Below are 11,705 nucleotides of genomic sequence, written 5' to 3' on the forward strand. Positions count from 1 at the left end.
GATTCCTCACGGTCACGCAGGTTGCGGGGAAGCGATGATGCCGCGCGCGTAGAGCTCCGCCTTGACGTGCGCATACCAGTCCGGGCTGAGCAGCGAATAGGCCGTTGTGAGCTTGTCCAGCTCGCTCTTCACCACGCCGCCGCCGAGCGCGGCCGCGACGCGGCACAGCGCCGGTTCGAGATTGGCCAGCGACACCACGCAGCCATCCGCGGGCAGCCCGGCGCCCAGATGATGTTCCCAGCCGACGAAGTACTTCAGGCCATGCCGCTGCAGCGCGTTGATCAGGCCGATGTCCGGTGCGGCCTCCGAGGAGTCCTTGATGCCGACGACACGCGGCAGCGACGCAATGGCGAGCAGCGTGTCGACCGACGTCTCGTTGCCGGACAGACTGGACTCGTTGTAAATGTAGACATCCAGGTCGGCCGCATCGTGCACTTGCCGATAGTGATCGAATATGGCGTCCTGTCCGACCGATTCGCCGAACGGCGAGGTCAGCATGACACCGGCCGCCCCGAGTTGCCGGGCCCGCTTCGCGCAGGCGATCACCTCTTCCGTCGAGGGCCGCTCGATTCCGACCACGACACGACGATCGCCGGCGTGTTCGAGCGTGAACGCAAGCATGTCTTCCCACTGCTTGTCGGTCAGGCGCCAGCCTTCCCCCGAGGTCAGGCACGGAATGTATCCGGTCGCGGACAACCGCAACGACGCGAGGAGGTGCCCGACACTGCGGCCGCATACGTTGCCGTCGGCGGTGACCGGCGTGATCAATGGAACGAAGACGTCAGTTGCCATGGGTTGGATTTTCATCGTGATGAACGAATGCGCGCGACGCTTCGTATAGCGCTTGCAGTTCCGGCGGAAACGCGACCGGGCGATCGTCTCCGGCCGGCGCGTTCCAGATGCGGCCCTGCAGGCAGTCCAGCCCGAGCAGGACGGGATCGTGCGTCGCGAGCGATGCGTGGCTGCGGAGCACCTGCGCCGCGAGCAGCGCGCGCTCTGGTGTCAACGACCTCAGTTGCGGATCGCTGAGGGCGGTATCGATCTCCTGGTAGGTGTACCCGCTGCGCTGGATGGCCATGTCGGTGTGGAGCCGATCCATGAACGGGTAATAGAGATCCTGTACCTCGCGGCGCTGCGTCCAGATGACTGCGTCGCAGATGCCGATCTGCTCGTAGTTCATCCGCGGTTGCGCGGACAGGTTGCGCGAGAAGTAGCCGAGTGACTTCAGGCGGCGGCGCTCATTGCCGTCGTGCATGCCGAGGAAGAAGCTGGCGTCGATGAACAGGGTCGGCCGCGTCATTGCTGCAGCTCCTTGAGCGCGCCGCTGATTGCATCGACCGCTGACGCAAATACCGGCGTTTCACGCGCGAGCGCGATACGGATGAAGCGCTGCCCCCTGGCCGGATTGCTCCAGTAAAAATATTTGCCGGACAGCACATAGACGTTGTGCGTGAGCAAATAGGCCTGCAGCGCGTCCGCGCTCCACTCCGGGGCGGTGATCTCGAACCACGCGACGCTGGTCTTCACCGTCGGCGTCAGGTAGCGCAGCAACCCGCCATCGAGCCGCGTGCGCGCAATCTCGCGATTCGTGTCGAGCAGGTCGCGCACCGAAGCAAAACCATCTCGGCCGCTGTCAAGCACATACTCCGTGACCAGTTTCAGCACGAACGGCGAAACATTGAGCAGCACACTGGTGACGATCGGATAGATGTCGTCGTTCAGGTTGCGGCTGCACATCAGCGTCGCGCATTTCGCGTCCTGCAGCGGCCATGTCTTGCCGGTGTCCTCCATCGCGATATATCGCACCCCGGAATCCTCGAGAATCTCGTACACATCGGGGCGGGGCTGGCCCGACGCGAGGATGAACGATGCGAAGCAAAAATCCATGACGAGGAGCTTGTCGTGGTCCACGCAGAAGCGCACGACTTCGCGGAACGCATGGTCGTTCGGGCTGAAGAGGCTGAAGCCCGTCGGGTTGTTGGGGTCGACCAGGAACACGGCGTCGAGGCTGTCCACGCGCGCGACGAGATTGTCGTAGACCTGTGCCGGATCCTGAAAGAGTGCTTCCCGAAGCGGTACCATCGGGACCTGCATGTGCTTCATCAGGTCATGCAGGTTGTCGAAGCAAGGCTCGATCAGTCCCACCCGCATGTTCTTCTTCTGCAGATGCGTGGCGGTGATGTGCATTGCGATCGAGGCCGCGTAGACGAGATAGATCTCGTCGTGCCGCTTCAACGCGCGGTGCTGGCCGTGCAACGAATAGAATGCGTGGATGAACTCCTGCTCGCTCTTGTACTGTGTCTGGCTGGCCGCCCCGTACCAGAGGTCGGGCAGGCTCGCGACGATCGCGCGTTGAGTGGGGCTTTGATCCTGATGCGTATGCGCATCCGCCAGGTTGTAACGCGTACGCAGTGCCGCGATTTCGTGCTGAGTGATGTCTGCCTTCAGCTGAACGCTGCCGATGCTCGAGTGCGGCATCTCAATGGTTTCTGCGGTCACGGAATAAATCCTTGTTGGAGTTGGAATGGGCGCAACGAAGCTGCCGGCGCTTGTGCGACGCCGGCACGTAAAAGTGATTCGGTTCAATCCTGAACCGGCAAAACCTGATTGCGGATACGCGTCGACAACGCCGAGCCGCGCTTGAGCAGGAAGTCCATCAGCAGCCGCGGATAGTCGGCCCGGACCGCCGCGCGCACGGACGGCCGTTCGGCGAGTCGTTGCCGCCACGCGGTGACCTTGGGCAGGTCGGCGAAGAACCCGAAGTCGTCGATCTGCTCGAACACGTCGAAGTAGCGGAACACCGGCCCGAACGCCGCGTCCACGATGCTGAAGTGCGCGCCGCCAAAATACGGGCCGGCGCCGAGCGTGTCTTCGAGCTGCTCGAATCGTGCGCGGATGTCACGGGTTTTCGCGGCCAGCGCCGTTTCGTCCGGCGCCGTGTAGAACCCCCCGACAGCGTTCAGCAGTGCCGATGCGAACTCGACCCAGGCGCGGTGCCGCGCCCGCTCGAGCGGCGCATCGGGATGCAGCCGCGGCGCGAGTGTCTCGTCGAGGTAGTCGCAGATCACGGCCGATTCGAAGATGGGCGCGCCATCGACGACCAGCACGGGCGTCTTGCCGAGCGGGGAAATCCTGCGAAACCAGTCCGGCTTGTTGCTCAGGTCGACGTCCGTCCGCTCGAACGGCGCACCTTTTTCGGTCAGCACGATGACTGCGCGCTGCACGTACGGGCAAAGCACATGGCTGACGAGGTGGTATTGGGGCGTGCTCATGTCGTCGCCTCGCCGTGTCAAGCCGCGCCTAGCGCGAAGCGCTGGCTGCGCCGTACCGCCAGCGCGCCGTCGCCGAGCAGCCAGAGCGCGACGGACGCGACGACGAGGAACACCGGGTATTCCCAGCCGCCGCCCTGGCTCGTATGCACCCAGCCATTGGGCAAGTGCACACGCGCCGCGCACACCATGATCGGCACCAGCAACAATGCGACCTGGCGCGCATAGATGCCCAGCACGAGCGCGATGCCACCGGCCAGCTCGGCCGTGAACACCGGATAGGCGAGGAAGCCGAGGTAGCCGACGCTCTGGAAATACTGCGCGGTACCCGGCAAGGTAAAGACCAGCAATTTCAGCAGCGAATGGGAAATCCACATGACGCCCAACGCCACGCGGAGCAGCAATGCGCCATAGGCGGCATTGTCACTTGTCGAAATCGATTGATTCATATCGGTACCCATTGCGAGAGTTAGCAAAGCGGCACCGAATTTAGCATTGCGGATATGCTTGAATAATACGCATAATTACAATGAGAGAATGCAAAAATGCAATACACGGGGGACAACTGGATGCCATACAAGCTCAGCGCAGCAGACCTCGAAACGATCCTGGCGCTTTCCCGCTCGGGCACGCTGGTCCAGGCCGGCGAGCGCCTGGACGTGGATGCTTCGACCGTATTTCGCAACCTCCGGCGGATCGAGCGCGGCCTGCAGCAGCAGCTGTTCGAACGGACCCGCTCAGGTTATCGCGCGAAGGAAATCGCGCTGGCGCTGGCCGAACACGCGGAGCAAGTGGAAGTGCAGGTCGAATCGGCCCGCTCGATCGCGCAACAAGTGCCCGAGCGGGTGGCGGGCATGGTGCGCATTACCACCACCGATACGATTCTGCACGGGCTGGTCGGGCCGGCGCTGAAGCAGCTGGAAGCCGTTCACCCGCTGCTTGCGTACGAGCTGCACACGGGCAACGAGATTGCCGACCTGGGGCGCCGCGATGCCGACATCGCGGTGCGCGCGACCAAGCAGCCCCCGGACTATCTCGTGGGCAAGCACGTCGGTTCGATCGACGTGGCGCTTTTCGCGTCGAGGCACTACGACGCCGCACGCCGTTATGAAGACGTCACGGCGGGCAAGGCGCGCTGGATCGCGCCGGACGATGCGCTTCCGGGCCACCCATCGGTCGTCTGGCGCAAACGTCATTTCCGGAAAGTGGTGCCGCACTACAAGGTCAACAGCATCCTGACCGTGATGGAGCTGGTCGCCCTGGGCATGGGCGTCGGCATCCTGCCGACGTTCCTGACACGCGGCCGCTCCGATCTCGTGCAACTGACCGATGTCCTGCACGACTGCCAGACGGAGCTGTGGGTGCTGACGCACCGGGAGTCACGACATCTGCTGCGGGTCTCGACCGTATTCAAATATCTGTCGATGACGTTGAAGATCTGACCGTGTGCTTTCGCGTTATCTTCCACCCGAAGTGACGGCCTTGAATTCCTTCGACCGTTACCTATGATTGATCCGACCAGGAGACGCATTTGCCACGCTGACCGCAGTCAATTGAAGAATTGGCGTTTCGCGCCTCGGGCATCCGCATTGACGACTCGTTGAATTCAACGCAGGAGTGAAGCCATGTCTCGAACGCGATTTCGGCCTGAGACCGACGGTTATGCATTCTCGAACACCTGGATGTGGGACGACACGGAAAAGGCGACGGTCACCCAAGTCGTCACCGATGCGCTTGCCGCAGTGGAAATCGTGCTCTCTCCCTTGATTCTCGCGGCGGGCGGCCCCGTGCTCGTCGCGGAAGCGGGCGTCCCGTTTATCGGGCCCTGGCTCGTCTACGAGACAGTGAAAGCCGCAAACGACGCGATCGTGAACCAGATCGCCAATGCAATCGAGACCAGCAACGGCGGCATCTATGGCCTTTGCGGCGGGATGGCGTTCTCGTCGTGCGACTATTTCCTCAAGGGATGGATCGTTCCGCGCGGCACCGGTCCGAACGATCAGCCGCAGCGCACGACGCCGGAAGGCACCGTGCTGCGCGACTATATCTGGTCGCGCCTGCTGAAGAGCGTTCAGGACAACGCAGCGACGTTCCTGCAATGGATGGGGGTATTCCACTTCGGTGGAGACGGCGGCCGGGCGTGGCTGAAGGGCAACTCGCTCGCTCAACTGGCGACGCTCAAGGCCCGCATCGACGGCGGCACGCCCGTTCCGATCGGCTTGATCGGGACGACCTGGAGTCCGTTCGACAACCATCAGGTGCTCGTCTACGGTTATCAGGACAACCCGAACGGGACGACCACCCTGTTCATCTATGACAATAACGTCCCGGACACGGAGTCGACGACGGTCCTCGATTTCAGCGGCCCCGATCTCGTCGCCACCGAAAGCGCGGCGGACGCGGCGCGTGGCCCGCTGCAGGGATTCTTCTGCACCACTTACGGTCCGCAGGTGCCACCCAAGGCGGTCGTTCTTGGCGCGGGGCTCACGCTCTCTCCCGCGGTGCAGGAAGTCGGCAGGCCGGTGGGCGTGCAGTTCACGGCGGCCAATGTCGGCTATCACGCGTCGCCGGCCTTCCAGCTCGTCGCGGCAGACAATGGCGGCAATCTCGCCGAAGAGGGTGGCGCGAACGCCATCGACCAGGGCTCGACGCGCACGCTCAACTCGCAACTGGTCTTCGACAGTGCGGGCAGTCACACGGTCCGCGTGTTCGCCGACCTGGGTGTTCACAGTGGCATCCACGTCGTCAAGCAACTCCCTGTGGAAGGCTCGACCCAAACACCGATCCAGACCGAGCTGGTTCTCGATCACCGCAATATTCGCTCGGTTACCGATACGCAATGCCAGGTTACCAATCAAGCGGGCACCCAGGCTTCGTTTACCGTCGACACGGCTGACATGGGAAGCGGCCTGACCTATCAGTGGACAGCCAGCGGTGGTGCGTCGCCGGTCGGCAATGCCACGTCTTCGATCTTTACCGTGCAGCTTCCGGCGGCGGTCGGCGACGCGGTCACGATCGGCGTTCGCGTGACGCGCCCCGATGGTGTATTCACGACCGGACAGGACACCTTCACCACGATATCCGCGCAAGCAGCGGGACTCCAGGAGGTGCTCTGCGAGATCGAGCACATTCTGACCAAGGCGCCATTCAGCGGGATTCCCATCGGCCCCGATCCCGGTCCGGACGGCGGCGTCATCGCCCCCGATCCGGCGGTGATTGCGTCGCTTGGCCCGACGGCGCTGGCTTCGCTGCGCACTGCCGCGGCCGGCGTGGTGACGGCAGTCGACGCCGCGATCAAGACGAACGCGACGGTCGTGATGAGGCCGGGCATTCGATCGACGGCTGTCGATGCGGCGGCAACGGCAGCGATCGCGAAGGTGGCTCCGATCGGCGCCACTGCCGTGACGAGCGTGCTCGGCACGGCACGATAGTCTCGAGCGCGAACCAGCGCATCGGGAAACAGCTTTCGCAGACACCGGACATTCGCGGCCCTCGGCCTCCGGATATCCGGTGTGCGACCTCTATCTGCCGCAGCAAGTCGTCATTGAAGGTCGACGATCCGTCGCGCCGTTGAACGCGACTCCCCAGCGCCTGACCATGACAATCGGCATGACCTCCTGATCATGTTGCCTTTGCACGGGCCAAACGTCGGCGTCACGCGGCGTGTCGCACCGGCCGGATTCGGCGCACCTGCCCGGGTGCGGCCCGTGCGATGATGTGCCCTGACCAACATGAGAGATGGAATGACGACTACATTCGACGAGGCGACAACGGCGGCGATCGCCGCGTTTGCCCAATTGGATTTCTACACGGCTGTTCAAGCGATGCGCGCCGAGGCCGATTACGACCGCGAACGAGACCAGTGGATCTCGCGCTATATCGACGAGCACGGCGGCGGCGCGGACGATGCGGAATACGATGCCTTGCACGCGCAGGCCCAGGCAACCCCGGAATACGCGCAGTTCGTCGATGCGGTTCGCCGGGAACTCCTGGAATACTTCGGCGTGACCGACGATCAACTGGACTGGATGGTCCTGCTGCGCAATGACGACAGCGATGAGCTTTGGGCGGAAGTCAACCGGCAGCGGAGCGCGCTGGGAACCGGTGAAGTGCGGGGAGATCTCTGATTGGAAGCCGCCATTTGCGGTGGTTCGATCGCGCTCTCGGCGCGGACATTCGAACGTCAGTTCCGCTTAGCTATGAGACTCTGCCCTGTCGAAATGTGCCGTCCTGCTTCAGCGGCCCGATTGGCGATGCGTAACGTGATCATCGAAGATTTGAACACTGGCATTGGCGGTGTTCGCACTCGCGTCACCTGCTGACTGCGAAGTCGCAGTACAGGACTGTTTTCCCCGATAACGATCAGTCTTCCTGCGCCAGCCGAAACAAGACGTCAGCGAGGCGCGAATCTTGGACTGTACGGCCCGTTGGGATGGATAGACGACGAAGTACGACAAGCCGTTTTGCGCCACGTCGGCAAAAGGCGTCATCAGTGTCCCCGCCTGCAGGCGGTCCCTCGCCATCCGGGGATCGCCGATTGCAACGCCATGCCCTTCCTCCGCAGCGGCGAGCGTCAATTCGAGGGTATCGAAAACGAGTCCACGGCTCGCCTCGATCTGCCGTGCCCCAACGCTTTCCAGCCAGCATTGCCACTCCTCATGGCCGTGCCCGCTGAGCACGCCGACATCCGTCGGTAGCTGAAGCGCGGCAATTCCTGCGCGGCCGCCATTCCTGCGCGGCCGCCATAAACCGCTCACTCAGAGGCTCCAATTCTTCTCCGGGCCAGGGAAGTAGGGGAGGCAAATCAACAACCGGCAAGCTACAAGTTCGTGTCGCGGTGCTGGCTGTCGAAACTCCGCCTCGCTTCTCGGAAGCGGTCCGCATTCTCGACGATCCAGGTCCACAGCGGGACCATGCGAACGAGCAGGTCCATGCCCGTGTCGGATAACTCGTATTCGACTCTAGGGGGCACTTCTTCGAAATCGTGACGGAGCACCAGGCCGTCACGTTCGAGTTGTCGTAACGTGCGCGTCAACATCCGCTGAGTCACCCCGTGCATGCGCCTGCCGATTTCGGCATGGCGCAGCCTGCCGTAGACGCCGAGCGTGTGGACGACACCGAGCGACCAACGACTTCCGGCGTGTGCGAGCACCTCCCGCCGCAGCCCGTCATCATCGTCTCGCAGGCCGTCGCACACGGTCTGCGAATATTTGAGAAGTTCGTCTCGATCCAACTATCTGGCTCCCAGTATCACGCATGTACCTTCTTTCATACACGTCAATGCACCGCTAGACTGCGTGCAACGCATTCCTCAGCAGGCTAGACGATGAACCAAACAGATCTTAACGCTACGTCTCAAAACATTCTCGTGCTCGGTGCCGGCGAACTCGGCCTCCCGGTACTACGCAATCTTGCGCGTCGAGCGAAGGACGTCGCAGGCGCGAAGATCAGCGTGCTGCTGCGCGCGAGCGCCGTCGAGTCCAGCGCACCCGCCAAGCGGCATGATATCGCGGAGATTCGAGATCTCGGGATCGAGATCGTCGTAGGCGATTTCGTGAAGCGCTCCATCGATGAGCTCGCCGCCTTGTTCGGGCGATATGACACGGTAATCGGTTGCGCGGGCATTACAGCCGGAATCGACACGCCGATGAAGTTGGCGCGGGCTGCGTTGCAGGCGCGCATCCCGAGGTACTTCCCGTGGCAGTTCGGGGTCGATTTCGACGTGATCGGCCGCGGCAGTCCGCAGGACATCTTCGACGCACAGCTGGACGTGCGCGAGTTGCTGCGCAGTCAGCACGAGACCGAGTGGGTCATCATCTCGACCGGCATGTTCATGGGCTACCTGTTCGAGCCGGAATTCGGTGTCGTCGACCTGCAAAACGACGCAGTCCACGCGCTGGGCAGCCTCGACACCGCCGTGACGCTGACGACGCCCGATGATATCGGTGCGCTGACCGCCGCGATCGTGTTCGCCCAGCCCCGTATCCGGAACGAGATCGTGTATCTGGCCGGCGACACAGTGACTTACGGGGAGGTTGCCGACAAGCTGCAAGCGGGCCTCGGCCGGCCGTTCAGCCGTTCGGTGTGGAGCGAGCAGTATTTGCTGGATGAGCTGGTGCGCGACCCGAACAATATGATGCGCAAGTATCGTGCGGCTTTTGCTCAAGGGCGAGGTGTCGCATGGGACAAGAGTGGGACGTTCAATCAACGCCACGCCATTCCGGTCACCGACGTGGCATCGTGGATCAATGCAAACCTTGTTTCGGGCGGCGGCGAGTAATCGTGAGTCCGGCCATCCAGGCAAACCGTATCGAGGACCGTTCCCCCGAGCAGAAAGCCCGACCCCGGCCAATGGGTGCGGGCTCCTGTATTTCGTACTGACTTCAGCCGAATTCTGCTCGGCGAAATCGGCGTGTGAAAGCAATGTGGCAGCTGGCGGAAATTGCTTGTCAGCGGTCGTTGACGGCGCTGAAGATTGGATGACGGGTTAGGGTTGCCACTTTCGGTCGTTCAACCGCGCGCTCAAGCGGACGTTCGAATGTCCGATGCGCCTTAGATAACGGATGTTCCCTCGGTCGCGTCGCTACTTGATGTGCTTCAACAGCCCGCTGTCGGGCAAGCCCCAGATTCGTCCAACACTGCTGGTCGACAAAGCCGGATGTGCTCGCGATTACCCATCACGAGCGTCAAGCGATCGGGCAACCCGAAAGCCAAGATCATCGATTGCAAATGTCGGATGGCTACGACGTCGATTCGTAGCAAGGCAGCCTCGTTCGGCATCAGCCCAACCACCGCCACGAAACACGCGATACGAACCATAGACTTCTGGGTCGTATAGATCGGCGCACCACTCCCAAACGTTTCCTAGCGTGTCGAAAAGCCCCCAGTCATTTGCTTGCTTTTGACCCACCTCATGCGTGTGCCCCCCCGAGTTTTCTCTATACCAAGCTATATCGCCGAGTTTGCCGTATCTCGGACCATTTGTTCCGGCGCGGCAAGCGTACTCCCATTCAGCTTCGGTGGGCAGGCGATAGCCGTTACTTTCTGGGACAAGAGAAGCCCCCGTTCCATCGCCATGAAATTCATAACAGTCGAGAAGACCGGCCGCCTTTGAAAGCATGTTGCAGAACTGGGCGGCATCAATCCAGGATACGTTGACTACCGGACATTGCGCGGCGACATATGACGATGGCCATTGTCCGGTTACCGCAGCATATTGCGCCTGAGTGACGGGATAGCGGCCGATCAAAAAGTGCGGTAGGTCGACAGACCATCTACGGCCAATTCTGTCGTCCCTCAATGCAATCGTTCCTGCGGGAACGCGTATCGTTTGTATATCGAGTGTTTCAGACAGATGTTCCATTTTCTTCATGACAATAGAAGCTGCTTACAGCGGCAAAGGCCTCCAATGCAGTATCTCACAGGGCTTACCTCACGTTAACGGAAGCAGACGGAAGCAGCATGAGTGGGTAGCGAGGTGCGCCAAAACGAAGGATGAGTTGGATCAAAAGCGCACGCGCTCGATAGTCGGACGAAGCTGACGTCGCGCGAGCGACTGTTGTATGTTGAAAAGCTGTCATTGTCGTCGAGCTGGGGCGACGGGCCGAAGTGGGTCGGTTGCGACCACCCGAGACGGTGCACACTCAATCTCCAATTGCCTGAAAGGAGATTGTCATGAAAGCCGAGAATGTCGTCGTTGCCCACCGCGTGCCGTGGAATAAGGGCAAGCTCACCGGGCAGAAGCCGCCGTTAAAGCTCAGGGAAATCTGGGCGATCCGGACAAGACTGCAGATGGCGTCGAACGTTCGTGAACTGGCGATGTTCAATCTCGCGATTGATAGCAAGCTGCGGGCGTGCGACCTTACGCGGTTGCAGGTCCAGGATGTCCGTCACGGGAGCCATGTGGCGTCCAGAGCGACAGTCATGCAGAGGAAAACGCAGCGCCCGGTGCAATTTGAGATCACGGAACAAACTCGTGAGAGCCTCGAAGCCTGGATCGAAGCGCGAGGACTGAAGGCGGCGGATTTTCTGTTCCCGAGCCGGATTCATACGTCGCCGCACCTATCGACCCGGCAATATGCCCGGATGGTGCACCGCTGGGTCGCTTCGATTGGTCTCGACGATACCGCATACGGCACCCACACGATGCGCCGCACAAAAGCTTCGCTGATCTACCGGCAGACGAAAAACCTTCGGGCGGTGCAGTTGCTGCTCGGACATACGAAGCCGGAAAGCACAGTTCGCTATCTCGGCATTGAGGTCGACGATGCCCTCGAGATGGCGGAGCAGACAGAGGTTTGATGGCACGGGCCGGCGAGCGGTCGCTTGCCGGCCATGAAGCGCCGTTCGCCTGCATGCACATTCGGACACTCGAGCGACCGCTCCAGTCGGCAAACGGCCGTTCCGATGAGAATGATTCAGATTCCGTCATCTGCC

12 protein-coding genes and 1 pseudogene are annotated in these 11,705 nt (G+C 61.8%); 5 read left to right on the top strand and 8 right to left on the bottom strand.

Features of this window, described 5'->3' with window-relative positions; genetic code table 11:
* Window positions 1–12 precede the first annotated feature (12 nt).
* From DIE06_RS35260 to DIE06_RS35280, 5 genes are all read right to left on the bottom strand, one after another.
* On the bottom strand, window positions 13–807 hold the full coding sequence (locus DIE06_RS35260; protein WP_311767659.1) for a dihydrodipicolinate synthase family protein: 795 nt from the start codon (window positions 805–807) through the stop codon (window positions 13–15).
* The gene (locus DIE06_RS35265) at window positions 782–1,300 is read right to left on the bottom strand and encodes a DUF6190 family protein (protein WP_124665377.1); all 519 of its coding nucleotides are present in this window, start codon (window positions 1,298–1,300) and stop codon (window positions 782–784) included. Before DIE06_RS35265 ends, DIE06_RS35260 begins: the two co-directional genes overlap by 26 nt.
* On the bottom strand, window positions 1,297–2,478 hold the full coding sequence (locus DIE06_RS35270; protein ID WP_124665388.1) for an aminotransferase class I/II-fold pyridoxal phosphate-dependent enzyme: 1,182 nt from the start codon (window positions 2,476–2,478) through the stop codon (window positions 1,297–1,299). The genes DIE06_RS35265 and DIE06_RS35270 overlap by 4 nt, the downstream gene beginning before the upstream one ends.
* A gap of 104 nt (window positions 2,479–2,582) precedes the next feature.
* Window positions 2,583–3,272, bottom strand: a complete 690-nt coding sequence (locus tag DIE06_RS35275) for a glutathione S-transferase family protein (protein WP_124665378.1) — start codon at window positions 3,270–3,272, stop codon at window positions 2,583–2,585.
* A 17-nt stretch (window positions 3,273–3,289) separates the two neighbouring features.
* Window positions 3,290–3,718, bottom strand: a complete 429-nt coding sequence (locus tag DIE06_RS35280; protein ID WP_185733559.1) for a DoxX family protein — start codon at window positions 3,716–3,718, stop codon at window positions 3,290–3,292.
* Between the two features lie 120 nt (window positions 3,719–3,838).
* Between DIE06_RS35280 and DIE06_RS35285 the strand changes: the two genes are divergently transcribed.
* The 3 genes from DIE06_RS35285 (at window position 3,839) to DIE06_RS35295 (ending at window position 7,396) form a co-directional block, all read left to right on the top strand.
* On the top strand, window positions 3,839–4,711 hold the full coding sequence (locus tag DIE06_RS35285) for a LysR family transcriptional regulator (protein WP_124665379.1): 873 nt from the start codon (window positions 3,839–3,841) through the stop codon (window positions 4,709–4,711).
* Window positions 4,712–4,894: 183 nt separating this feature from the next.
* Window positions 4,895–6,700 carry a hypothetical protein gene (locus tag DIE06_RS35290; RefSeq protein ID WP_124665380.1) on the top strand — a complete coding sequence of 602 codons (1,806 nt, stop codon included), beginning with the start codon at window positions 4,895–4,897 and terminating at the stop codon, window positions 6,698–6,700.
* A gap of 312 nt (window positions 6,701–7,012) precedes the next feature.
* Window positions 7,013–7,396, top strand: coding sequence for an ATP-dependent protease (locus DIE06_RS35295; RefSeq protein ID WP_124665381.1), 384 nt, complete (start codon window positions 7,013–7,015; stop codon window positions 7,394–7,396).
* A gap of 235 nt (window positions 7,397–7,631) precedes the next feature.
* Here the strand turns inward: DIE06_RS35295 and DIE06_RS35300 are convergent.
* A pseudogene (locus tag DIE06_RS35300) lies at window positions 7,632–7,939 on the bottom strand (LysR substrate-binding domain-containing protein); the annotation flags it as partial.
* Window positions 7,940–8,088: 149 nt separating this feature from the next.
* Window positions 8,089–8,502: a helix-turn-helix domain-containing protein gene (locus tag DIE06_RS35305; protein WP_124665382.1), complete on the bottom strand. Its 414-nt coding sequence runs from the start codon at window positions 8,500–8,502 to the stop codon at window positions 8,089–8,091.
* A 93-nt stretch (window positions 8,503–8,595) separates the two neighbouring features.
* On the opposite strand from DIE06_RS35305, the gene DIE06_RS35310 reads away from it, so the two are divergent.
* Window positions 8,596–9,549 carry an aromatic alcohol reductase gene (locus tag DIE06_RS35310; protein WP_124665383.1) on the top strand — a complete coding sequence of 318 codons (954 nt, stop codon included), beginning with the start codon at window positions 8,596–8,598 and terminating at the stop codon, window positions 9,547–9,549.
* 390 nt (window positions 9,550–9,939) lie between these two features.
* On the opposite strand, the gene DIE06_RS35315 is transcribed toward DIE06_RS35310, so the two are convergent.
* Window positions 9,940–10,641, bottom strand: coding sequence for a formylglycine-generating enzyme family protein (locus DIE06_RS35315; RefSeq protein WP_080401741.1), 702 nt, complete (start codon window positions 10,639–10,641; stop codon window positions 9,940–9,942).
* 302 nt (window positions 10,642–10,943) lie between these two features.
* Between DIE06_RS35315 and DIE06_RS35320 the strand changes: the two genes are divergently transcribed.
* Window positions 10,944–11,570, top strand: coding sequence for a tyrosine-type recombinase/integrase (locus DIE06_RS35320; protein ID WP_124665384.1), 627 nt, complete (start codon window positions 10,944–10,946; stop codon window positions 11,568–11,570).
* Window positions 11,571–11,705: the final 135 nt, after the last annotated feature.

This window comes from Burkholderia sp. Bp8998 (assembly GCF_003854235.1).
Lineage (GTDB): Bacteria > Pseudomonadota > Gammaproteobacteria > Burkholderiales > Burkholderiaceae > Burkholderia.